The organism is Marinicauda sp. Alg238-R41, assembly GCF_947331485.1.
GTDB classification, from domain to species: domain Bacteria; phylum Pseudomonadota; class Alphaproteobacteria; order Caulobacterales; family Maricaulaceae; genus Marinicauda; species Marinicauda pacifica.
Genome location: NZ_CAMZOJ010000001.1, coordinates 834,036 through 858,085, shown reverse-complemented (window position 1 = coordinate 858,085; position 24,050 = coordinate 834,036). Strand labels below are relative to the sequence as shown.

Sequence of the window (24,050 nt, the reverse complement as noted above, 5' to 3'; positions counted from 1 at the left end):
CAAGCCTGCAAGAAGAGGCTTGCCATGACCCTCTATATATATCATTTTCGATAATTGAAAAGTGTTGAGTTGTCGCAGCCCCTCGCTGCGCTCCCGGATCGGAGACACGCCCATGATCGAGACCACGGTTCACGCCACACCGTTCACGCCGGTCGCCGCCATAGCCGGCGGCGCGCTGATCGGGCTGGCCGCCGTCATGCTGATGGCGCTCAACGGCCGGATCGCCGGCATTTCCGGCATTGCCGGCGGCCTGCTCGGACGCGGCACAGGCGACCGCGCCTGGCGCGCGGCCTTCATTGCCGGACTGATCGGCGCCCCGCTCATTTACATGCTGTTCAGCCCAGACCGGCCGAACTTTTCGATGCCCGTATCGGCACCGCTGCTCATTCTCGCCGGTGTGCTGGTCGGCATCGGCACCCAGCTCGGGTCGGGCTGCACGTCCGGCCACGGCGTCTGCGGCACGGCACGCCTGTCGGTCCGCTCCATGGTCGCGACGGCCAGCTTCATGACCACAGGCATCGTCACCGTCTTCCTTCTGCGCCACGTTTTCTAGGAGAATGCGATATGATGAAAACGCTCGCAGCCGGCGTCAGCGGCCTCATCTTCGGACTGGGACTGATCGTCTCGGGCATGACCAATCCGATGAAGGTCCAGAACTTTCTGGATATCGCCGGAGCCTGGGATCCCAGCCTCGCGCTGGTCATGGCCTCCGCGCTCGCCGTCACGGCGCTCGGCTACCGGCTGGTGCTGCCCCGGCAGGGGCCGGTATTTGAAGAGCAATTCTCCTTGCCTGAAATCACGAAAGTGGATTCGCGCCTTCTGGCCGGGTCGGCGATTTTCGGGGTCGGCTGGGGGATTGCCGGGCTCTGCCCGGGACCGGCTCTGACCGCCAGCCTGATCGCACCCCTGCCGGTGCTCATCTTCGTGGCTGCGATGCTGGCGGCGATCCTCGCCTGGCGCTGGCGGCCACAGGCTAGGGCGCAGGCGTGAGGTCCGGTCCGGTATTGTGCAACTGGTCGATCAGACTGCGAACGGCCACTTCGACCTCCTCCACGATCTCGGCCCTGGGCGTGACTTCCTCAGCCATCCGGTCGCGAAAGCTCTGCGGACAGAGCGCCAGCGCGCCCGCCACCAGGCCCACCGCTGTCAGACAGATCAGATATCGCATGTCGCGCCCTCCCCGGCATCGTCACGGGGATGAGGTTAACATTACAGAAGTGTAATACAAGCGCTGGCGCGAACTTAATCGCCGGATGCGATCCGGCGCTGCGGCTCGTCGTCGAGCGCCCCGCGCTCGGCCATCGTCTCGACCGCCTGCAGCAGCAGGGTCAGCGACTGGCGCACACCGCGTTCGAGAATGGCCGCCGAGGCCTCGTTGCGGGTGAGCACCAGTTCGAGGCGATCAGGGTCGGGCATCAGAGCCGCGCTCGCCTCGATGCGCTGAGCCGCATGATCGATCGTACCGGCCGCGTTGGTCACGCGCTCGGCGAATATCTCAGACATCTCAGACATCTCTTCGCGGAAGCGGTCGACGCTTTCGCGCAACGCCTCGTGGCCGGTCAGAGATTGCGCGATTTGCCCAAGATCCTCACGGAAGCGGGACAACTCGCCGGCAATATCCAGCCCCTCCTCATTCGAGGTCGGCCCTGCGCCATCCGCGTCGACCGCGCCGGCCTCGCCGTCTGCAAAATCGAGATCGAAATCGGGCGAAGGCCGCGCCAGCTCGTACGCGCTCTCGTCCTCGACCTCGTTCTCGGTGATGAAGATGCGCCAGTGCTCGCTCTCGGGAAAGAGGCGCGTGGCCAGCTCATCGCGCAGCCGCGCCAGGGCATCCCAGTCGGCACTCCCGGCATCGAGCCCGAAACGGCCTGCGTCCAGACGGGTGAAAGCCGAACGGAATGCATCGAACTCGCGCAGGAACAGCGCGATATACTGGTCTATATGGTCGGCCAGACGCTCGCGCCCGGGCACATCGGGAAGATCGACCTGAAGAATGTGGGACCAGCCTGCGTCGGCCGAAGCCCCGGTCATTCCGTCCATCTTGAGCTGTTGCATTCTGATAATCTTTCGCCGTCCTGGCGGCCCCGAGAATCACTCAAAAGCTTAACGCGTTCTATCTGGCGCTCAAAACATGTAGCCGAGGTTAACCGTTCCGCCCGCCTACGACGAGGGCGATCCCCCGGATTCCTGTGACTCTTCAGATCCATAGGCGCGCTCTGCCGTCTTGCGGCCGCGTTTGCGCCCGCGGATGTCCTCCACGATCAGCACATAGGCGGGCAGCAAGGTCAGGATCAGGGTGGAGGCGAACAACAGCCCGGCCCCCAGGCTGACGGCCATGGGTATGAGGAACTGGGCCTGCGGACTGGTCTCGGTGATGATCGGCAACAGCCCCAGCGCGGTCGTCAGCGTCGTGATGAGGATCGGCCGGAAGCGGCGCGCCGTGGCTTCGGCGATCGCCTCGGAGAAGGCCATGCCCAGCCCGATATTCTGGTTGTAGCGGTCGATCAGCACGATGGATGCGTTCACCACCACCCCGGCCAGGGCCACGATCCCGAAGATGGAGGGGAAAGACAGGTCGTAGCCCAGCAGCAGATGGCCCAGGATCGCCCCTGCTGCGCCGAACGGAACGGCGATCAGGATCACCACAGGCTGGATATAGCTGCGCAGCTGCGTCGCCAGCAGCGTGTACATGATGAGCAGGGCGAACATCAGCCCGCGCTGGAGGCTGGCAAAATCCTCCGCCTGCTCGCGCCCTGCCCCGGACAGGCGCCGCTCTGCGGTCCCGCCGAGGAGACGATGGAAAGCTGCTCCACGCCGGGCAGGCTGCCCGCACGCTCGCGCCACAACCGCTCGACCTCGGCGGAGGATATCGAACGCTCCGCGGACGGGGTCAGCTGAATCTGGATCTGGGCCAGATTGGACGCGATGGTCGTGTTCGTCGTCGTCCCCGGCCCGCCAAACAGGCTGGTCCGGCCTCCGATCACTGTCGAGATCGCCCGGATCAGCGGTTCGCCGTCCTCCCGGGACTCCGCGGCGAGCGCCTCGGCGGCCTGGACGAGCTGGCGCGCGGCGCGCTCGGTCGCCTCGAAGGGCGCGCCATCGGGCAGGCGCAGATCGGCGGTAATGTCTTCCGCCTCGATCGCGGGGAAGAAGACGAAACGCACCACCCCGGTCGCCACCAGGCTGACGGCAGCCACGACAACGACGATCCCGACCAGGGCGACCAGATAACGCAGACGCCCGGCAAGGCGCGCCCAGCTGTAGAGCGGGCCCTGGGCAAACCGGCCGAGCATGTCGGCGACCCGGTCCTGGACCCGCGCCAGCGGCCCGCGGCTCCAGTTGCCGCCATGGGCCAGGTGCGAGGGCAGGATGAAGAAGGCCTCGACCAGCGAGATTGCGAGGATGCAGATCACCACGATGGGAATGGGCCGGGTGATCTCGCCGAATTCGCCGCCGGAAAAGATCAGCGGCCCGAACGCGGCCATCGTCGTCAGCACGCCGACAAGCACCGGCGCGGCAACGCCCGTCACGCCGGCGATGGCCGCCTTGTCCTCGGGCTGGTCCTTGCCCCGTTCCCGGTCGGTGTTTTCCCCGACCACGATGGCATCGTCGACCACGATGCCCAGCACCACGATCAGCCCGAACGTGGTGACGAAGTTGAGGGTCACACCCACAAACCCGAACAGCGCGAATCCTCCGAGAAACGAGATCGGCACTCCGAGCGCCACCCAGAAGGCCAGGCGCAGGTCCAGCATCAGGACCAGCAGCAGGAAGACCAGGGTGAAGCCGAGAATCGCGTTGCGCGCCAGCAGCGAGAGCCGGTCGACGAAGACCTCGCTCTGGTCCACCGACAAGGTGGCATGAACGCCGGCAGGAAGCGTCGTCTCCTCGAGCCATGCCGCCGCGGAATCGCGCACTTCCAGCAGGTCTTCATTGCCCTGCGTCGCCACATCCACGAATACGGCCGGTTCGCCGTTATAGAGCGAGATCAGCGGATCGTCCTGGAAGCCGTCCTCGATCTGCGCCACATCGCCCAGCCTGACGCGCGTTCCGTCCTCGTTGGAGCGCAGGATGATGGATTCAAATTCCTCGCCGGTTTCGCGCCGCGCATCGGTGCGCAGCAGGATTTCCCCGCCCTCGGCGCGGATTTCGCCGCCCGACAGGTCGATCGAGGAGGCCCGCACCGCATTGGCGACCTCGTCGAAGCTCAGCGCGTAGCGGCGCAGATCCTCTTCACTCACATCGATGGAAATCTCGTAGGCGCGCACCCCGCGCAGCCGGACTGTGGAAATGCCGTCGCGCGAGAGCAGTTCACGTTCGGCCTGCTCGCCTGCTTCGCGCAGCGTGCCTTCGCTGACCGGACCCGTCAGGGCGAAAGTCAGGATCGTCGTGCTCGGTTGGGGCACCCGGACCTGGGGTTCTTCAGCCTCTTCGGGCGGGAAGTCCTGCAGGGAGTCTACCGCCGTCTCGACATCGTCCTTGACCTGTTGCGGATCGGCGAAGTCGAGCAGCTCGATCGTCACCGTGCCGCGCGCCTCGGACGCGACCGAGCGCACCCGGTCCACGCCCTCCAGACCCAGCACCGCCTCTTCCAGCCGGCGTGTCACCGACTGTTCGATCTCCTCCGGGGTCGCGCCCGGATAGATCACCGCGACCTGGACCACGCTGGGCGAGATGGTGGGAAAGACCTCGGTGCGCAGATTGGCCGCGCTCAGCGCCCCGCCCAGCAGGAACAGGATCATCAGCAGGTTTGCGGCAACGGGATTGCGGACAAACCAGCCGATCAGACCTGCGCCGGGCGGGGTCCGGTCGTCACCCCCGCCGCCGGGGCGGGCCGGCCGGCCGCGCTGGGAATTGTCTTCACTCATCGCCGCTCTCGCGCGGGTCTGCCGCCTCGTCTGTATCGGTGAGAATGCGCGCCTGACGTCCGATCGCGCCTTCAGGCAGCGGTGTGACGATCACCCCCTCGCCATAGTCGAACGGCTCGACGAAGACGGTCCGGTCGCGGCGGTCCAGCACCTCGACCCGCAGACTTTCGATTTCATCGCCTCGCACGACATGAACCTGGTCGAGTCCCGACAGGGCTGTCCCGGGGAGCGCCAGCACCCGGCTCAGCTCCGGCCCGTCGATAACGACGTCGGCGAAGAGGCCGGGGCGCAGCGCATCGGGCTGCTCGGGAGCGACAAACAGGTTGATCAGGCGCGAGCGCGCATCGAGCTGCGCACCCTCGCGCAGCACCTCTCCGGCGATGGGCCGGTCGTGTCCTTCAAGACGGATCTGAACCGGCCGGCCTTCTGCCTCGCCCAGCCGGGCCGCGTCCTCGGGCGGCACAGGAACAACCACTTCAAGCTCCCCGATCGAATAGACTTGTCCATAGGCCTGGCCCGGGGAGACAACCTGTCCGGTCTCGATCTGGCTGGCGACGACCCGCCCGTCAAAGGCGAAGGACAAGGTCGTCCGGTCCAGATCGATCCGCGCCTGGTTGAGATCGGCCTCAGCCGACATGACCCGTGAGCGCGCTGCTTCCAGCTGCGGCTCGCGCGCGGCAAGCGCGGTAATGTCGCGCCCCGGAAAGGTCGCGCGCCACTCCTCCTGCGCGATATCGGCTTCGGCCTCGATTTCGGCCAGCGCACTGCGCGCATCGGCCAGGTTGGCCTGCGCGCGCTGGACGGCGACCTGGTAGTCGCGCGGGTCGATGCGGAACAGCACTTCGCCAGCCTCGAAGCGTCCGCCTTCGCGCACGGAATCCGAGACTTCGCGCACCTGCCCGCCCACCTGGGGCGTGATGGAGACCAGCGCCTTGGCTTCAACCGTACCGGTCGCGGCCACGGTGATACGATGAGGCGCGACGTCGGGGTGCACGACCTCAACCGGGACGCGGGCATCGGCGGGCGGCTCTGCGCCCTGCTCGTCACCGCCGCCGGACAGCACCATGGTGATCACGATCGCGACCACGATCACCGCGAGGATGCCACCGATCTGAACCCAGCCAATCCAGCCGCGTGACGTTTCCTGCGTCGATTCGGACATGCGAATCTCTTCCCGGTTGTTTGCCTTGACCCAACCTAGACGGACGGGCGCGAAATTTCAGCGGTGAAATAGGGCGCTTGTCTCAAACTCCTATCATGACGGATGCGCCGTCGGAGACGTCTTAGGGGTGCAAACGCGTCCGCCTGCAGTTCGTGCCGGAAAAATGCCTCATAAAGCATCAGGCTTGGACCAAACTTCACGCTCAGCCGTTACAGTCTAATAATGTCAGACCTGCCTTCGTCCACCCGCGCCATTTTCAGCCGCCTTTCGGGCGCGGCCCTGTTGGCGTGCGCGCTTTGCGCGCCAGCCCTGGGCAAGCCCCAGGCACGCATCGAAGGGGTGGAGGACGCCGCCTTGCGCGACGCGCTCTACCAGACCATCGGCGAGGCCGAGGAAGAAGCGGAGTCGCGCTGGGCGGCCCGCGACATGGCCCAGCAGGCCGCCGAACGCATCCGTCTCTATCTGGAATCGCGCGGCTATTACGCGGCACTCGTCGACCCGCGCCTGGGGGAGAACGACACGCCGCTGGTCCGCGTGCGTCCGGGCGTACAATTCGTCTTCGAAAGCGTCGATGTCGCCTTCGACGTGCCTGCGGACTCAGAGCGGGCTCCGGGCGCGGAGATCGAATCCGAGCTCGGCCTCCAGGCCGGCCGGCCGGTCCTGGCCAGCGCTGTGATCGACGCGGAGAACCGGGTGCTGACCGCGCTTCGCAACTCGGGCTGGATCCAGGCCGAGACGGGGAATCGCGAGATCATCGTCGATCACGCCACCGAAGCCGCGCGCGCGACGTTTGCCTATGACACCGGTCCTTTCCTGCGCTTCGGCACGCCTCAGCTGGCGGGTGGCCTGGCCGACCTCGACGAAGAGTATGTCCGCCGCCTGGCCCCGTTCGAGGCAGGCGAACCGGCGAGCAAGGCGCAGCTGGAAGAGTATAATCAGCGCCTTCAGAACCTGGAAATCGTGGCCCTCGCCGATACGCGTCTGGCCCCCAATGCGACCGGCGTCCAGCGTCCCGTCGACGTGCGCATGGAACCGGTCCCGCGTCACACCCTCGCCGTTGCGGCGCGCTTTTCCACAGACCGCGGCGCCGGCGGCCAGGTCGAATGGATCCGCCGCAACATGTTCAACCGGGACGAGACGCTGACGCTCGATGTCAGCGCCGCCACGCTGCAGAGCGGGGTCCAGGCGACGCTGCAGATGCCGCACTGGCGCCGGTATAATCAGGCCCTCACGCTGACCGGCGCGGCGCTGGCCGAACGCACCGACGCCTACGACCAGGACGCCCTGTCGGCCGGGGCCGCCCTGTCGCGCGTCCTCACCGACGAGCTGACCGTCTCGGCCGGCATCGACACCCAGATCGCCCGTGTCGAGGATGCGCGCGGCGAACGCGATCTGGCGACGGTCACCCTTCCCCTCGAAGCGGTGTTCGACATGCGCGACAACGTCCTCAACCCGCTTGACGGGGTGTACACCGAATTGCGCGTGCGCCCCGGCATGTCCTTCGGCGACGAGGAAGCGCGCTATGTGCGCTCGGTCTTCGGGCTGCGCGGCTACCAGACCTTCGGCGAGTCCTGGACCCTGGCCGGCCGGGTCCGGCTCGGCGCCCTGTTCGGCGCGACCGCCCAGGAAGTGCCGCCCACCCAGCGCTTCTATGCCGGCGGCGGCGGTTCGATCCGCGGCTACGAATATCAGTCTGTGAGCCCGCCTCTGCTCGACGAGGTGACCGGCCGGGAGGAACCCTTCGGCGGCCGCTCTCTGTTCGAGACCAGCGCGGAGCTGCGCTATCGCTGGTCGGACCGTCTGGGCTTCGTCACCTTCGTGGATGGCGGCATTGCCGGACGCGAGCTGTCGCCCGATTTTGGCGAAATGCAATATGCGGCCGGCTTTGGCGTGCGCTATTATCCCGGTTTCGGGCCGATCCGCGCCGACATCGCCACGCCCCTTAACCCGCGTGACGGCGACGACCCCGTTCATTTCTACATCAGCATCGGACAAGCCTTTTAGATGGCCGATACCGCTCAGACCCGTTCCGGCTGGCTTCGCCGGACCGCCATCATTGGCGCCTGGACGATTGGCATCGTGCTCACGCTGCTGGCCGCCTCCGCCGGGGTGGCGCTTGTCGTGCTGTCCGGACAGACCGGGCGCGACCTGGTCGACGATCTGGTCGACGGACGCCAGATCGCCGGATACGGCGAAATCCAGATCAGCGACCTCTCCGGTAATCCGCTGGACCGGCTCACCATCGGCTCGCTGACCCTTGCCGATCAGGACGGTGTCTGGCTGGAAGTGGAGAACCTGGTCCTGGACTGGCGGCCACGCAGCCTGCTTTCGCGCCATATCGACGTCCAGGCGCTGACCGCCGAACGTATCGCCATGCTGCACCAGCCGACCCGCGCCGAACGCGAGCAGGGTGGGGGCGGCGGGCTGCCGGACTGGACGATCAGCGTGGGCGAACTCGATCTCGACACCATCCGCATTGCCGAAGCCGTCACAGGCCAGGAGGCACGCTTGACCGCGCAGGGCTCGCTGGCCCGCTCAGGCCGGGGCTGGCAGGCCAGTCTGGACGTTCAGCGCACCGATAGCGGCGAGGACCGCATTCTCGTCGAGGCGCTGATCGGCGAAGACGTGCTCGACATCGATGCGCAACTGATCGCGCCGGCCGGCGGACCGCTGACCGCACTGATGCGCACGCGCGATAGCCGGATCGAAGCCGACCTGACCCTGTCTGGTACCGACGAGGACGGCACCGGGCAGCTTGAGGTCCGCGCCGACGGCGAGGCGGCGATCACCGGCGAGATGGGCTGGGAGTCCGGCTTGCTGGAGATCGACGCGCAGGCGCGCCCCGCACGCTGGCCGGGGCTGGACATGCTGGACGAGCTGCTGGGCGGGCCGGGCGATCTCTCCCTGGCGGTCCGCCTGCGCCAGGACAGCCTGTTCCGCCCCGATCTGTCCGCCATCACCGCCCAAATCCGGGCGCCGCGCCTGTCGGCCGATATCAGCCGCGCCGGATCGGATCAGCTTGCCGTGACCGTCAACGAAGCCGCCGGCCTCGTCACCCAGCTCACCAACGAGCGCGTTCAGGCCGGAAGTCTCACCGCGGAGGGCATTCTGACCGTCTCCGGGGACCGCTCCTTCGAAGGCGAGATCGCCGCGCAGGAGCTGAACCTCGGCTTTGCCCGCTTCGCCCGGGTCCGCGGCCCGGTCACGGTGACCGGGCCGCTGTCGCGCCCGGACGTGGTCACCGTGCTGGAAAGCGAAAATGCCCGCTTCGACAACGCACAGCTCCAGGCCGCGCTTGGCGCGTCACCCAGCGTGGACGCCCACATGATCTACAGCCGGGAAACCGGCGATCTGTCCTTTGAAGCCCTCACCCTCAGCGGCGAGGGCGGCGAGATCGAAGCCCAGGGCCTGCTCAATCCCGGTTCGGGCAGCTTCAGCGCCCGGCTGACCGAAAGCCGGATCGAGGTCGGCGCTTTCCGTCCAGGCTCCGGCGGGACGCTGCGCCTTACCGGCCAGGCGAGCGGCGAGATCACCGGCCCGCTGGACTTCTCGCTCACCGCAGACGGCAGCGAGTTCAGCGGCCAGCTCGAGACGCTGCTCGGCGACCGGCTCGACGCAAGCGCCGAAGGCCGCTGGCAAGGCGGGCGCAATGTCGCGCTGACCCGGCTGGAAGCGCAGAGCCCGACACTTCAGCTCGACGTGACCGGTGCTTATGAAGGCGAGGGCTGGCAGGCGCAGGGCGATGCGCTGTGGACGGGCGCCCTGCCCGTTTCGGCCGTTGCCATGGATGGCCAGGCCGCCATCGCGTTCGATGCATCGATGACCGGCAACCGGCTCGACGCCCGCGCGCAGATCGAGACCGACGCCGTTTCGGCCGGCCCGGTCAACGTGCGAGAATCCACGCTTCGCATCGAGGCGGCCGGCCCCCTCGATGCGTTGAGCGGGGAATGGCGCCTGACTGGGTCCATGGATCGCGGCGCGCTCGATCTCGCCGGCGATTTCTCGCGTGAGGGCGACCGCGTCCGCCTTCCCGGCATAGACGGGCGCTTCGGCGCGTTTGCGATCGATGGCGAGCTGAGCGCCGCGCCGGCCTCGATGGATTTCGACCTGACCGCCGAGCCGATTGCCGGCTTCGGCCAGTTCGCCGCTCAAGGCCGCCTGGAAGATGGCAGGCTGGACGTCACGGTAACCGCCGACGACCTCATCCAGGGCGATATGGTCTATCTCGACTCCCTGGAAGCTACGCTGGCCGGCCCGCTCGAGGCGGTCGACCTGACCCTTCAAAGCGAGGGCGCATACGGTGCGCGCTTCACGCTGAACGCCGATGGCCAGCTTCGCCTGGCCGGCGGACCGCTCCTGATCAGCGTCGCGCCTTCGGGCCAGTACGGCAATGTCGAGATCGCCACGCGCGAGGACATCACGGTCTCCCGCGAAGGTGGCGCGACCAGCGTGTCCGGCGCCCTGTCGGTGGGCGAGGGCGGCATCGTGTTCGGCCATGGCCGGCAGCAATCGGTGCCGGTCCTGACGGCCTCCTTCGAGGCGCTGCCGGCCCGGCTTCTCTCCTATCGCCGCAGCCGCCCGCCCATGGGTGGAACGCTTTACGGCGAGGCGCGGCTGGAACTCGATCCGGCCGGCTGGACAGGCAATGTCGACATCGAAGGCCGCAGTCTGAAGCCACGCCTGAGCGAGAACGGTCCTGCGCTCGATCTGACGCTCGACGCCAATCTCGGCCGCGAACAGCTCAATATCGATGTGGAGGGCACCGCGCCCGGGGTCGAGATGTCCGCGCGCTTCGACCTCTCCACCGGCCTCGTGACCGCCGTCTCCGACCTCACCGAAGACGATACGGTGCTGGACGGACGGATCTTCTTCGACGGCGAGATCGCGCCCCTGGCCGCCTTCATGCTCCCCCCTGGGCGCCGTCTGGAAGGCCAGGTCGATGCCGGCGCGCGCTTTGATGGCACGATCGGCTCGCCGAACTTTCGCGGTGTGGCCCGGCTGCGCGAGGGCAGCTTCGTGGACGACACGGCCGGGCTCCAGATCAACGACGTGTCCGGCGTGGCCGAATTCCAGAATGACGGCATCACCCTGTCGCGCATCGAGGGCCAGGGGCCGGACGGGGGCACGCTGACCGGCAGCGGCCAATTCAGTTTTGCGGGCGCGCAGGTCAACGGCGATGCCAGTTTCGAGTTTACCGACTTCACCTTGATGTCGCGCCCAAACCTTGCCGCGGTCGGCAGCGGGGACGTCACGCTGGCCCTGGCCGACCGGGAATTGACCGTGAGCGGCGAGACCCGGCTGCGCGAGGTCGAGGCGCGTCCTCCCTCGGGCGGTCAGGACCCGATCCCGCATATCCAGGTCACCGAGGTCAACGTGCCCGGCCAGGGCGAGACGCAGATGGTCCCCGAACCTTCACCCGGCATTTCCGTCGTGCTCGACTACGATATCGAGGCCAATAATCAGGTCTTCGTGCGCGGCCAGTCCTTCGACACCGAATGGTCGCTGGACATCCATGTCGCCGGTTCGCCCGGCAATCTCGACCTGGAAGGCGAAGCCCGGCTGATCCGGGGCAGCGCCAGCCTGCTCGGCCAGCGCTTCACCTTCGATCGCGGCGTGGTCACGCTCGACGGCGAACCGGCCGCGGCCGAACTCAACATCGTGGCGGTGCGCCAGGCGCGCGATATCACGGCGCGCATCGTGATTGGCGGGACGGCGCGCGCGCCCACCATCAATCTGGAATCCAGTCCCAGCCTGCCCGATGACGAAATCGCCTCGCGCCTGCTCTTCGGTCAGGGTGCGGGCGATCTATCCGGCGTTCAGGCCGCCCAGCTCGCAGGGGCTCTGGCCGGTGCGGCGGGGGGCTTCGACCCGTTCAGCGCCCTGCGTGGCCTGACCGGGTTCGACCAGCTCTCCATCGTCTCCGGCGATGATGGCGGCACGGTCGTCTCGGGCGGACGTTACATCACCGACGATGTCTATCTGGAGATCGCCTCGGCGTCCGGCGGCGCGGCCCCGACCACACGGATCGAGTGGGCGCTGACGCAGCGTTTCTCGCTGGAATCCGAACTCAGTGCCAGCGGTCAGGCGGGGATCGCGATTTCCTGGCGCCGCGACTACGATTCGCTCGACGAGATCGACTGGTAGACCGGCACCTCGCCCTGCGCCGCCATCTCGTTGGCGCCGCCGGTGTCGGTCTCGCCGAGGATTTGCTGACGCAGATCGGGGAATTGTCCCGTCGCCAGCCAGGGCATGCCGAGCGCCAGCGCAACCGACACGGCAAGGCCCAGCAGGGCACGCAGGATATCGCTGAACACGTCGACCGTCGCCTCCCCGACCCCGCGCAGGCGGCCGACGATGGAGATGGCCAGTTCGCGGCCCGCGAGCAGGCCCAGGAAGACCCAGGTCGTGCTCATCGGGATGTCGTTGAGTTCCTTGAAGTAGAGCAGGATCACGCCGAACGAGAAGTCGACGATGGTCGCCGAACGCACATCGATCGTGTTGGTCTTGGTCAGAACGATTTTCTGGATCTCGCCGCCGCGGATCGCAAAGATGATGGCGTGCAGGCTGAGCATCAAAAGCGTGGCGAAGATGATCAGGCCTGCACTGAAGGTTACATCGACCGACCCGTCCGCCATCGTCACCGTTTCGCGCGGCAGATAGACGAAGATGTTGGCCAGATCCTGCATCAGCCACTGGCTCCACAGGAAGGCCGTGGACAGCCATTGCATCACGTACCAGACATTGAACCGGATCGTGATGACACCGACCGCAATGGCCGCCGCGCCACTGACCGCCCAGCCGATCGGATTCTCGATACTGCCGTCCGGCAGAACCGGCCCGATCAGAAGCAGGTAGAGCAGGACACAGGACAACAGCGTCACCATCGGCACCGAGATCCAGTTGCCGTGATAGTCGTCGGCGTCGGTTTTCGAGACCCAGCGCTCGAAGAGGCGCGAGATCACCACGTAGAGCCCTACCGCCGCCACAAAGGCGACGATGTAGCCCAGCATGGATTTGAAGAGCATCCCGCCAAGCACGCCAGCCGTGGCCGCGCCGCCCGTGAGCGTGAAGATGGTCAGCACGAGGAAGGTGGTCGAGACCGGGATGCCGTAGCGGGTCAGCACGAGCAGGGCGAGCGGCGGCAGGACATGCCACCACTGGATGCCGGTTTCGGGATAGGGAATCTGGTTCAGGCGGTCGAAGGCGATATCGCCGCTGTTGAAGAACCAGCCATAGACCATGACCGCCACGATGATGGTGGAGGCAAACGCCCACAGGATCACCCAGGGCCGTTTGGAGTTCGAGGAGAGGAAGGTTCCCAGGGTCTGGATGACATCGTTCGCGACGATGGCGTAGGCGGCGAACAGGAAGCCGGCGAGCGCAAATACCGGCACACCGAAAATCGCGAAGCTATCCATGCATGAAATCCCGGACTGAGCACCCGCTATCGGGTCTCCTGCGCGATAGCGCAGGCATCGGCCGGATTCAAAGAAAACCTCCAGCCCGGCTTGTAATCTTCATCGAACTGTCACGATCGATTGGCGCGTGTCAGGCGGGTTCCCGGGCGATTTTCTTCAAGGTCACTCTTGTCTGTACCGTCTGGACGGTTTATGCCTCTCCCAACCGTCCAGACGGTATTGATGCAGCGCAACAAAGATAATGACCGACACAACCCAGACCAGTGCCGACGAGACCCGTTCCACGCAGGACGCAATCCTGGATGCCGCCGAGGCCATCGTGGAACGCGAGGGCGCGCGCCGGCTCACCATTGATGCCGTGGTGCGCGAAAGCGGCTTCTCCAAGGGCGGCGTTCTATACAATTTCGGATCGAAGACCGCCCTCATCCAAGGCATGGTTGAGCGCATGATCCATTCGGTCGACTGCGAGATGGAGCACGCGCTCCACACTGCGGAGTCCGACGGCGTTCCGGTCCTGCCCGCGCTCCTGTGCGCGGCAATGGGTTTCCGCAAGAAGAATAGCCGCCTGTCGATGGCCCTGCTGGCCGCCGCGGCCGAGAACCCCGAGCTCATCGACCCGGTTCGCGCGCGTGTGTCGGAAACGCGCACGATGATCGCGAAGCGTGCCCGGGACCCCGATCTGGCCCGCATCGCCTTCCTGGCATCGGACGGGCTGCACTTTGCCGACCTTCTTGGCCTCGATTTTCTCACGCCCCCCGAGCGCGACTCCGTAGAAGAGCGCCTCATCGCCATGGTCTCGGAGTCCCAATCATGAGCGTGCGCCGCCTGTCTCTCCTCGTCCCCCTCCTCCTCGTCCCTCTTCTGATGTTGTCCGCCTGCGGCGGCGAGGCCGAGATCGTCGAACCGCCCGTACGAACCGCACGGATCGAGCCGGTGATGGCGGCCGACTTGCCCTCGCGGCGCGAATTCGTCGGCCGCGTCGAGGCGCGCCTGACCGTGGAAATGGCCTTCCAGGTTGGCGGCCGGCTGGCCAGCTTCCCGGTCTCGGAAGGCGCCGTGGTGCCCGAAGGCAGTCTCATCGCCAGTCTTGAGACCCAGGATTTCGACCGCGCGCTTCGCGAAGCGCGCGTTCAGCTGCAGCAGGCCGAACAGAACCGGGATCGTGTCCAGACCCTGCACGAGCGCGGGATTGCCTCGGACGCAGCGCTAGAAGACGTCGTGACCAATTATAACCTGCGCGCCGTCGCCGTCGAAAATGCCCGCCAGAATCTCGATTATGCAACCTTGAACGCCCCGTTCGAGGGTCTGGTCAGCCGCCGCCTGGTCGATAATTTCTCCACCATCGCGCCCGGCCAGCCGATTGCGCGCCTGCAGGATATCAGCGAGTTGCGCGTGGCCATCTCGGTGTCGGAGAACCTGATCGCGACCATAGACCCGGAGGCGGCGCGTGAAGTCGTCGCGCAGTTTCCCTTCCTGCCGGACCGCAGCTTCGAACTGGAATACCGCGAGCTGGTGGCCGAACCCGATCAGGCCTCGCAGACCTATCGCGTCATCTTCGCCCTGCCCGATGACATGCCGGGCAATATCCTGCCGGGCATGACCGCGAACGTCTCGATCATGACCGAACAGAATGCCGACACGCCGACCGGGCGAGTCGTCATCCCGGTCTCGGCCCTGTCCGGCTCTCCGCAGGGCGGGTTCGTTGCATGGGTCTATGATCCGGCCAGCGGCACGGTCAGTCCGCGCGATGTGGAAACCGGCGACGTCACCGGCGAGACCGTGCTCGTGCACGCGGGCCTGGACGCGGGCGAGTTCGTCGTGACCGCGGGCGTGAACGCGCTCCATGACGGGATGCAGGTGCGTCCGATGGCCTCACGCACCAGCCTGGCCGCCGGCGGCCGATAAACTGCACCCCTGGGGACACAGACCATGAGCGAGTCCGCGACCGAGACACCCGACCCGCGCCCCGGCTTCAACCTGGCCCGGCTGTCGATCCAGAAGCCTGTCATCACCTGGCTGATCATCCTCGCCTGCCTGCTCGGCGGGCTGTGGGGATTTAATTCGGTCGGCCGGCTGGAAGACCCCGCCTTCACGATCAAGGAAGCCATCGTCTTCACCCAGTATCCCGGCGCGAGCGCCGAGGAGGTCGAAGCCGAAGTGACCGAGGAGCTGGAAACCGCCATCCAGCAGATGAGCGAGCTCGACGAGCTGGTGTCTGAAAGCGCGCCGGGCGTTTCGGAAATCCACGTCCGCATCCGCGACGAGTATAGCGGCGACGAGCTGCCCCAGATCTGGGACGAGCTGCGCAGCCGGGTCCGCGACGCCGCGCCGGCCCTGCCGCCGGGCGCGGGCGATCCGTTTGTCTTCGACGATTTCGCCGACGTGTACGGCATTTTCTACGCCATTACCGCGCCCGGCTATTCGGACGCGGAAATTCGCGACATCGCCAAATATATCCGGCGCGAGCTTCTGGTCGTGGAGGGCGTCTCCAAAGTGGCGCTCGCCGGGGTTCCTGAAGAGCGGCTCTATGTCGAGATCCCGCAGGAGAACCTCGCCCGCCTCAACCTTCCGGTCGAGGCGGTTCTGTCTACCCTATCCAACGAAAACGCCGTGGTCGATGCTGGCGACACGCCGGCCGGCGACCGGCTGATGCGCATCGACATGCCGCAGTCCATCGGCGGCGTGGAAACGGTCGAAAACCTGCTTATTTCCCCGCGCGATTCAGGCCAGACGCTGCGCCTGTCCGATATCGGCGAGGTCGTGCGCGGCCCGCGCGAGCGCGCCGACGTCTACATCTATCACAACGGGCAAAGCGCGTTCACGCTGGGGATTTCCGGCCTTCCCGACGCCAATATCGTCGATGTCGGCACCCATGTGGAAGCGCGCCTGGCCGAGCTGATCGACGAGCTTCCCGTCGGCGTCGAGCTGCACACGATCTACGAGCAGCACACCGTGGTCGACCAGTCCATCGACGGCTTCCTGCTCAATCTGCTGATGTCCCTGGCCATCGTCATCGGCGTGTTGTGCGTCTTCATGGGCTGGCGCGCCGGCGTGACCGTCGGCGTCGTGCTCTTGCTAACCGTCATGGGCACGCTCTTCTTCATGGCGGTGTTCGACATCACCATGCAGCGCATCTCGCTGGGCGCTCTGATCATCGCCATGGGAATGCTGGTCGACAACGCCATCGTCGTGACCGAGGGCATGCAGATTTCCGTGCAGAAGGGCGAGCGCCGCCTGTCCGCGGCCGAGGCGGCCGTCTCCTCCACCCAGTGGCCCCTGCTGGGCGCCACGGTCATCGGCATAATGGCGTTTTCCGGTATCGGCCTGTCGCCGGACTCCACCGGGGAATTCCTCTTCTCCCTATTCGCCGTGATCGCAATCTCGCTAATGCTCAGCTGGATCCTCGCCATCACGGTCGCGCCGATGGTCGCCCACGCCCTGTTCAAGTCGGAAAAGGGCGGCAATATCGACCCGTATGCCGGCGGCATCTACCAGGCCTATCGCGGCGTTCTGGTGCGGGCCCTGCGCGCGCGCTGGCTGACCACGGGCACCCTTCTCGTCCTCACCGTCACCTGCTTCTGGGGCTTCGGCTTCGTGAAGAACGCCTTCTTCCCCGCCTCCAACACGCCGATCTTCTTCATCGAGATGACCGAGCCTCAAGGGACCGACATCCTGGCCACCGACGCGATGGTCCAGGACGTGGCCGCCTTCGCCAACCGCCAGCCGGGCGCTCAGACGGTGGACGCCTTCGTGGGCCGCGGCGCCACGCGCTTCATGCTGACCTATTCGTCCGAACAGCCCAACACCGCCTACGGCCAGCTCATCATCCGCGCCGAGAGCCTGGACGCCATCCCGCGCCTGTCCGAGGCGATCCTCGGCTATATCGAGGCCAGCCATCCCGACGTGGAGGCGCGCGCCGACCGCATCGTCTTCGGCCCGCCCTCGGGCGCGCAGCTGGAGGCCCGCTTCCAGGGGCCGAACGCCGATGTCCTTAGGGCGCTGGGCGAGGACGCGATGGAGCGGCTGCGCCTGGAAGGCGATGTGCGCGACCTGCGCACTGACTGGCGCAACCGGGAGCTGACCCTGCTGCCCGTGATCGCGAATGAGCGCGCCCGCACCATCGGCGTGACTCGCGAAGACATCGGCTCGGCCCTACGCTTTGCCAATGACGGGCTGACGGTCGGGGTGTACCGGGAATCCGACGACCTCATTCCCATCGTCGCGCGCGCACCGCTGGACGAGCGGCTGGAGCCGGACAATCTGTCGGACCGCCTGATCTGGAGCCCGGCCCAGGACGCCTATGTCCCGATGAACCAGGTCGTCTCCGGCTTCGACCTGGCCGCCCGCGACACGCTGATCCAGCGCATGGACCGCGTGCGCACCCTGACCGTCCAGGCCAATCCGCCCGGCGAGGAAACCGCCGCGCAGGCCTTCACGCGCTTTTCCGCCATCGTCAGCGCCATCGAGCTGCCGCGCGGCTACACGCTGGAATGGGGCGGCGAATACGAAGCCAGCCAGGAAGCCAACGAATCCCTGGGCGGGGTGCTGCCGGTCAGCTTCCTCGTCATGCTCGTAGTCAGCTTCCTGCTCTTCCAGAGCGTGCGCCAGCCGCTCATCATCTGGGCCATCGTGCCGATGTCGATCTGTGGCGTGACCATCGGCCTGCTGATCACCGACACCGCCTTCAGCTTCACCGCCCTGCTCGGCTTCCTGTCGCTGTCGGGCATGCTGATCAAGAACGCCATCGTTCTGGTCGACGAGGTCGATCAGCGCATCGCACGCGGCGACGACCGCTACTCGGCCGTGCGCGATGGGTCGATCAGCCGCCTGCGCCCGGTGCTCCTGGCGGCCGGCACGACCATTCTCGGCATGACGCCGCTCATCTTCGATGCCTTCTTCCAGGGCATGGCGGTGACGATCATCGGCGGCCTGACCTTCGCGACCGTTCTCACGATGATCGCCGCGCCGGTGCTCTACGCGCTCTTCTTCCGCATTCGCCCGCCCAGCAACGAACCCGATCGGGAGCGAGAGCCCGCGCCCGTCCCGGCGCAATAGGCTACAAAAAAGGCCGCGCCCGTGTTTCGGGCGCGGCCTGTCCTGTCCGGCGCCGTGACTTAAGCCGGGTCGGGTTTGGGCGCATCGGCGCGGGTGCGCACTTCGGTGGCGATCCGCTCGATCAGCGCCTCGACGGGAATCGAGCCCAGATCGCCGTGATCGCGGTGGCGCAGCGCAACCGTACCCGCTTCGGCTTCCGCATCGCCAACCACCAGCATGTAGGGGATCTGGCGCGTCTGCGCGTTGCGGATTTTTTTCTGCATGCGCTCCGCGGCCAGGTCGGCCTCGACGCGGATACCGCCATTGACCGTATCCACCGGCGCGCTGAACAGCTGGTCGCGCACCTTGCGGGCATAATCCTCGTGGCGGTCGGCAATCGGAATCACCATCGCCTGGACCGGCGCCAGCCAGGTCGGGAACTTGCCGGCATAATGCTCGATCAGGAAGCCGACGAAGCGCTCGTGAGAGCCGAGCGGCGCGCGGTGGATCACATAGACCGGCTGCTTCGATCCGTCTTCGGATGTGTATTCCAGCTCGAAGCGCTTGGTCGCCATGAAGTCGAGCTGGTTAGTCGAGATCGTGTACTCGGTGCCGACCACCGACTTGATCATGAAGTCGACCTTGGGGCCGTAGAAGGCTGCTTCGCCCTCGACTTCCTCATACGGATAACCGGACTCGTCCATGGCCGATTTCAGGATGGCCATGGCCTTCTTCCAGCCATCGACATCGTCGACATATTTCTCAAGATCCTCGAAATCGGGCAGCGAGACCCGCATCCAGAAATCCTCGATCCCGAACATGCCGTAATACATGGCGTGCATGTCCATCACGTTCAGGAATTCCTGCTTGGCCTGGTCCTCGCGGCAATAGATGTGCGCGTCGTTCTGGCAGAAGCCGCGCACGCGCATCAGGCCGGAGAGCCCGCCGGACGCCTCGTGCCGGTAGACCTGTCCGTATTCGGACAGACGCACGGGCAGGTCGCGATAGCTCCACTGGTCGTGGGCGTAGATCATGTGGTGGTGCGGGCAGTTCATCGGGCGCAGATAGTATTCCTGCTCGTCGATGATCATCGGCGCGTACATGTCGTCCGCGTAGTAGGGCAGGTGGCCCGAGCGCACGTAGAGATCGCCCTTGGTGATATGCGGCGTGGACACGCGCTTGTATCCGGCCTGGTGTTCCTTCACCCGGGCCAGACGCTCCAGCTCGTCGCGCAGCACGTTGCCGTTGGGTAGCCAGAGCGGCAGGCCGGCGCCGACCTCGTCCACGATGGTGTAGATGCCCAGCTCCTTGCCGATCTTGCGGTGATCGCGCTTGGCCTGTTCTTCCAGCCGGTGAAGCTCGGCCTCCAGCTCTTCCTTGGTATCGAAGCACAGCGCGTGGATGCGCTGCAGCTGGTCGTTCTCCGCATTGCCGCGCCAGTAGGCGCCCGCGATGGAGCGCAGCTTGAAATGGCCGATCTGGGCGGAATTATCGACGTGCGGTCCGCGGCACAGATCCACGAAATCTCCGGTCTTGAAGAAGGAGACCGTGTCCACGCCTTCTTCGACCACCGACTCGTCGCCGGTTTCCTTCGCGATCGCCGTCGATCCCTTGTCGCGCAGCAATTCCAGCAGCTCGACTTTGAAGTCCTGACCCTGCTCCTTCATGTAGCCGATCGCCTGGTCGACGGGCAGGTCGATGCGTTCGAAGGGCAGCTTCTTCTTGCGCATCTCTTTCATGCGCTTCTCGATCGTCTGCAGATCGTCCGGCGTCAGCGTCTCGTCCAGCGCAATATCGTAGAAGAATCCGGTCGCGGTCGCCGGTCCCACGCCAAAACGGGCGTTCGGCCAGATATCCTTGACCGCCGCGGCCATCAGGTGCGCGGCGGAGTGGCGTTTCGTATCGATCGGAAATGATGCCTGCGACATGGGTCTTCTTCACTGAATCGGAGAGCCTGGAGCCTGCTGCAAAGCAGCGCCCCGGATGAAGTTTCGATTTAAGGCCTTTGGCCAGTGCTGTCCACGCGCGGCGCAGGCGCGCGTCAGCGGAACCGTCACAGACCGGGAACGTTCTGCGACTCATGGCAATGCCCCGCGCTTACTGGACCGGCTATCTGCGCCTGTCCCTGGTCTCGATCGACGTCGCGCTCTACTCGGCGACCGAACGGACGGGCCGCGTCAGCCTGCGCCAGATTCACGAGCCCTCCGGCAAGCGCATCCGCTACCTCAAAGTGCCCGAGGGCGGCACCGAAGAGGCCGACTCCGGCGACATCGTGAAGGCCTACGAGGCGAAGAAGGGCTCCTATGTCGTGCTCGAACCCGAAGAGCTCGACGAGATCAAGCTGGAAACGAAGAACACGATCCGTATCGACCGCTTCGTGGAGCTGAACGAGATCGACCCGCGCTATTTCGAGCGGCCCTATTATCTCAAACCGCGCGGCAAGGATGCGGCCGAAGGTTTTGTGGTCATCCGCGAGGCTCTGCGGCGAAGGAAGGTCGTCGCCCTCGCCCAGATGGTGTTGTCCGGGCGCGAACAGCTCGTCGCCCTGCGCCCGTGCGGCAAGGGCCTCCTTCTGGAAAAGCTGCGCTATGGCGACGAGGTCCGCGCCAGCGACGCCATCTTCGACGATATCCCTGACATCGAGATCGACGAGGACATGGACGAGATGGCCGAAGCGCTGATCGAGAAGAAGACCGGCGAGTTCGATCCCGAAGACTTTGACGATTCCTATGAGGTCGCGCTGCGCGAGCTGATCGAGCGCAAGGCCGAGGACGAGGACATCGTGACCGAGGAGGAGTCCGGCAAGGCGAAGAAGAGCAATGTCGTCGATCTGATGGACGCCTTGAAGAAGTCGCTCGACGAGACCGGGGGCTCATCGAAATCGTCGAAATCAAAATCGAAATCGAAGACCGGGAGCCAGTCGAAAAAGAAGAAGGCCAGCTAGATCATGGCCGACGCACTGAAGACCTATCGCGAGAAACGCGACTTCAACAAGACGCCCGAGCCTGCCCCGGAGGACCGGCCGGCGCCCGGCGGGCGGCGCTTCTGCGTCCAGAAGCACGATGCCACCCGGCTTCATTACGATTTCCGCATCGAGATGGACGGCGTGATGAAAAGCTGGGCGGTCACCAAGGGGCCGAGCCTCGACCCGTCCCAGAAGCGCCTCGCGGTGCGCACCGAGGACCATCCGGTCAGCTATGCCGATTTTGAAGGGCGCATCCCCGAAGACGAATATGGCGGGGGCAGCGTCATCGTCTGGGACCACGGCCGCTGGGCGCCGGAGAAAGGCCTGCCCGAGGACGCGCTGGACAAGGGCGAACTCACCTTCGAACTGTTCGGCGAACGCCTGAAGGGGCGCTGGGCGCTGGTGCGGATGAATACCGAAAAGGGCCGGGAAAACTGGCTCCTGATCAAGCAAAAGGACGATGAGGCAGCAGACAGGGAGGCCTCCGATTTCCCGGATACCAGCGTCAAATCGGGCCTCACCCTGGCCCAGGTCGCGGACCGCGAAGAAACGGGGCGCATCGAGATGAGCAGATCGAAGACAACGGCCAAGCGCCCGCGGTTCAAGAAGCCCCAGCTGGCCCAGCTCGTGGACGAGGCGCCGGAGGGCGAGGACTGGATCCACGAGATGAAATACGATGGCTACCGCCTTCTCGCGGCCATCGGCTCGGACGGGGTCCGGCTCTACACCCGCAACGAGAAGGATTGGACCGACCGGTTCAAACCCATCGCTGACGCGCTCGGCGAGCTCGATGCTAGCGCCCTGATCGACGGGGAGGCCGCCGTGTTGAACGAAAGCGGACTCACCGATTTTTCCGCCCTGCAGACCGCCTTGTCCGAAGGCAAGGGCGATCTCGTTTACTTCGCCTTCGACCTGCTCGAACTGGACGGCGAGGATTATCGCGACAAGCCGCTGGAGACGCGCAAAGCCGAGCTTGCCCGCCTGCTCAACGGCAAATCAGGCGCGATCCGCTATGCCGACCATGTCGCCGGGCGCGGCGACGAAGTCTACGACAAGGCCTGCGAGTCCGGGGCCGAGGGCATCATCTCGAAGAAGAAGACCAGCAAGTATCGCGAAGGGAGAGGCAGCACCTGGCGCAAGGTCAAGTGCACGCTGCGCGAGGAAGCCGTCATTGTCGGCTGGAGCCCGTCGGACAAGGACCGCGCTTTCGCATCCCTCCTGCTGGCCACCTGCGAGGACGGCGAATGGGTCTATCGCGGCCGCGTCGGAACCGGCTTCGACGAGGCTACGCTCGAAGCCCTCGGCGCCGCGCTGAAACAGATTTCGCGCAAGACCTCGCCCCTCTCCGACGTGCCGCGCTCCATCTCGAAGGATGCCTGCTGGGTCACCCCCAGGCTGGTCGCCGAGGTCGAATACACCGAGCGCACGAAGGACGGGCGCTTCCGCCATCCCGCCTTCCTGGGGCTGCGCGAGGACAAGGAGGCCGAGGAAGTGTCCGCCGAGCCCATCGAACCCGGCACGAAGAAGGGCAAGAGCTGATGGTGGAGTTGTCCAGTCCGGAGCGGGTCTATTTTCCCGATGCCGGCCTCACCAAGGCGGGCTATCGCGACTATCTGCTGGGTGTGGCCGATCGCCTCCTGCCCCATATCGCGAACCGCCCGCTCTCCCTGCTGCGCTGCCCGGACGGGATCGGCGAGGACTGCTTTTTCCAGAAGCACTACACCAAGGGCCTGCCCGACGGATTCAGGTCGGTCGACATCGAGGAGAAAGATGGCGGGCGCGAGCCCTACATCTACATCGACGACGAGGCGGGCCTGGAGGCCTGCGCCCAGTTCGGCGCGCTCGAGCTGCATCCCTGGGGCGCGCAGGTCGGGACGCTGGAGAAGCCCGAACGCCTGATCTTCGACCTCGACCCGGACGAGGGCTATGATTTCAGCGACCTGAAAGACACCGCCCGCGACATTCGCGACCTTCTCGAAACGGCCGGCCTCGCCCCCCATGTCATGGTCACCGGCGGCAAGGGAATTCACGTGATCGCGCCGCTCGATGCCAGCAATGACTGGGACGAGGTGAAGAGCTTTGCCAAGGGCTTTGCCACCGCGCTCGAACGCCACGATCCCGCCCGCTATGTCGCCCAGGCCAGCAAGGCGAAACGCAAGGGCAAGATCTTCATCGACTGGCTGCGCAACCAGCGCGGACAGACCTCGGTCGCCCCCTATTCGGTGCGCGCGCGAAAAGGCGCCCCGGTCGCCACGCCCTTGCGCTGGGAGGAGCTGTCACGCGTCAGCTCGGGCCACGACTACACCGTCGACTCCCTCCCGCGCCGCCTCTCCAGCCTGAAATCCGACCCTTGGGATGGCTATTTCGACCACGCCGCCCCGTTGAAATCCGGCGCCCTCGACTGGGCTCGCAGTGCACTCAAGGATTAGGCCGGGTTTCAGCCCAAAGCTCTGAAATCCCAAGCGTAGCAAGCCGAAGACTAGATCATACGTCCCGTCTCTTTCCCAGCGAAAGCTGGGACCCAAGGGTCGCAGGGCGCGGCGAGCTCTCTCCTGGATCCTGACTTTCGTCAGGAAAGAGGGGTAGCCCCTCCTCCCCAAGGC

17 protein-coding genes are annotated in these 24,050 nt (G+C 65.8%); 10 read left to right on the top strand and 7 right to left on the bottom strand.

What is annotated here, in order from left to right:
* Window positions 1-112 precede the first annotated feature (112 nt).
* Together PGP17_RS03945 and PGP17_RS03940 are read left to right on the top strand one after the other, a co-directional pair.
* Window positions 113-553, top strand: coding sequence for a YeeE/YedE family protein (locus tag PGP17_RS03945; RefSeq protein ID WP_270374322.1), 441 nt, complete (start codon window positions 113-115; stop codon window positions 551-553).
* Window positions 554-564: 11 nt separating this feature from the next.
* Window positions 565-990 carry a DUF6691 family protein gene (locus PGP17_RS03940; protein ID WP_135945354.1) on the top strand — a complete coding sequence of 142 codons (426 nt, stop codon included), beginning with the start codon at window positions 565-567 and terminating at the stop codon, window positions 988-990.
* Here PGP17_RS03940 and PGP17_RS03935 read toward each other — a convergent pair.
* The 5 genes from PGP17_RS03935 to PGP17_RS03915 all read right to left on the bottom strand — a co-directional run bounded on the left by PGP17_RS03935 (window position 974) and on the right by PGP17_RS03915 (window position 6,030).
* Window positions 974-1,168: a hypothetical protein gene (locus PGP17_RS03935; protein WP_135945355.1), complete on the bottom strand. Its 195-nt coding sequence runs from the start codon at window positions 1,166-1,168 to the stop codon at window positions 974-976. The genes PGP17_RS03940 and PGP17_RS03935 overlap by 17 nt on opposite strands.
* Before the next feature lie 74 nt (window positions 1,169-1,242).
* Window positions 1,243-2,055: a hypothetical protein gene (locus PGP17_RS03930; RefSeq protein ID WP_135945356.1), complete on the bottom strand. Its 813-nt coding sequence runs from the start codon at window positions 2,053-2,055 to the stop codon at window positions 1,243-1,245.
* A 105-nt stretch (window positions 2,056-2,160) separates the two neighbouring features.
* Complete coding sequence (locus PGP17_RS03925) at window positions 2,161-2,709, bottom strand: efflux RND transporter permease subunit (RefSeq protein ID WP_270374321.1); 549 nt, start codon at window positions 2,707-2,709, stop codon at window positions 2,161-2,163.
* Window positions 2,709-4,868, bottom strand: a complete 2,160-nt coding sequence (locus tag PGP17_RS03920; protein WP_270374320.1) for an efflux RND transporter permease subunit — start codon at window positions 4,866-4,868, stop codon at window positions 2,709-2,711. Before PGP17_RS03920 ends, PGP17_RS03925 begins: the two co-directional genes overlap by 1 nt.
* On the bottom strand, window positions 4,861-6,030 hold the full coding sequence (locus tag PGP17_RS03915; protein ID WP_270374319.1) for an efflux RND transporter periplasmic adaptor subunit: 1,170 nt from the start codon (window positions 6,028-6,030) through the stop codon (window positions 4,861-4,863). Before PGP17_RS03915 ends, PGP17_RS03920 begins: the two co-directional genes overlap by 8 nt.
* A 222-nt stretch (window positions 6,031-6,252) precedes the next feature.
* Here PGP17_RS03915 and PGP17_RS03910 point away from each other — a divergent pair, with 222 nt between their 5' ends.
* Both PGP17_RS03910 and PGP17_RS03905 read left to right on the top strand, forming a co-directional pair.
* A complete protein-coding gene (locus PGP17_RS03910) occupies window positions 6,253-8,034 on the top strand; it encodes an autotransporter assembly complex protein TamA (protein WP_270374318.1) in 1,782 nt (593 codons plus the stop codon).
* On the top strand, window positions 8,035-12,174 hold the full coding sequence (locus tag PGP17_RS03905) for a translocation/assembly module TamB domain-containing protein (protein ID WP_270374317.1): 4,140 nt from the start codon (window positions 8,035-8,037) through the stop codon (window positions 12,172-12,174).
* On the opposite strand, the gene PGP17_RS03900 is transcribed toward PGP17_RS03905, so the two are convergent.
* Window positions 12,144-13,448, bottom strand: a complete 1,305-nt coding sequence (locus PGP17_RS03900) for a hypothetical protein (protein WP_270374316.1) — start codon at window positions 13,446-13,448, stop codon at window positions 12,144-12,146. The genes PGP17_RS03905 and PGP17_RS03900 overlap by 31 nt on opposite strands.
* A 241-nt stretch (window positions 13,449-13,689) precedes the next feature.
* Between PGP17_RS03900 and PGP17_RS03895 the strand changes: the two genes are divergently transcribed.
* From PGP17_RS03895 to PGP17_RS03885, 3 genes are read left to right on the top strand one after another with little or no spacing between them, the layout of a single operon-like run.
* On the top strand, window positions 13,690-14,262 hold the full coding sequence (locus PGP17_RS03895; protein WP_135945361.1) for a TetR/AcrR family transcriptional regulator: 573 nt from the start codon (window positions 13,690-13,692) through the stop codon (window positions 14,260-14,262).
* Entirely contained in the window at window positions 14,259-15,353 is a 1,095-nt protein-coding gene (locus PGP17_RS03890; RefSeq protein WP_233342196.1) for an efflux RND transporter periplasmic adaptor subunit, read from the top strand. The genes PGP17_RS03895 and PGP17_RS03890 overlap by 4 nt, the downstream gene beginning before the upstream one ends.
* 24 nt (window positions 15,354-15,377) lie before the next feature.
* Window positions 15,378-18,503, top strand: coding sequence for an efflux RND transporter permease subunit (locus PGP17_RS03885; protein ID WP_270374315.1), 3,126 nt, complete (start codon window positions 15,378-15,380; stop codon window positions 18,501-18,503).
* Window positions 18,504-18,562: 59 nt separating this feature from the next.
* Here the strand turns inward: PGP17_RS03885 and thrS are convergent, their stop codons facing one another.
* Complete coding sequence (gene thrS, locus PGP17_RS03880; RefSeq protein ID WP_270374314.1) at window positions 18,563-20,410, bottom strand: threonine--tRNA ligase; 1,848 nt, start codon at window positions 20,408-20,410, stop codon at window positions 18,563-18,565.
* 152 nt (window positions 20,411-20,562) lie between these two features.
* On the opposite strand from thrS, the gene ku reads away from it, so the two are divergent.
* Genes ku through ligD (PGP17_RS03865) form a run of 3 tightly spaced genes read left to right on the top strand, consistent with a single transcriptional unit; the run spans window position 20,563 to window position 23,876 of the window.
* Window positions 20,563-21,426: a non-homologous end joining protein Ku gene (gene ku, locus PGP17_RS03875; protein ID WP_206751105.1), complete on the top strand. Its 864-nt coding sequence runs from the start codon at window positions 20,563-20,565 to the stop codon at window positions 21,424-21,426.
* A 3-nt stretch (window positions 21,427-21,429) separates the two neighbouring features.
* Window positions 21,430-22,986, top strand: coding sequence for a non-homologous end-joining DNA ligase (gene ligD / locus PGP17_RS03870; RefSeq protein WP_270374313.1), 1,557 nt, complete (start codon window positions 21,430-21,432; stop codon window positions 22,984-22,986).
* Window positions 22,986-23,876 (top strand): non-homologous end-joining DNA ligase, encoded by an 891-nt coding sequence (ligD, locus tag PGP17_RS03865; RefSeq protein WP_135945365.1) that lies wholly within the window; start codon window positions 22,986-22,988, stop codon window positions 23,874-23,876. Before ligD (PGP17_RS03870) ends, ligD (PGP17_RS03865) begins: the two co-directional genes overlap by 1 nt.
* Window positions 23,877-24,050 lie beyond the last annotated feature (174 nt).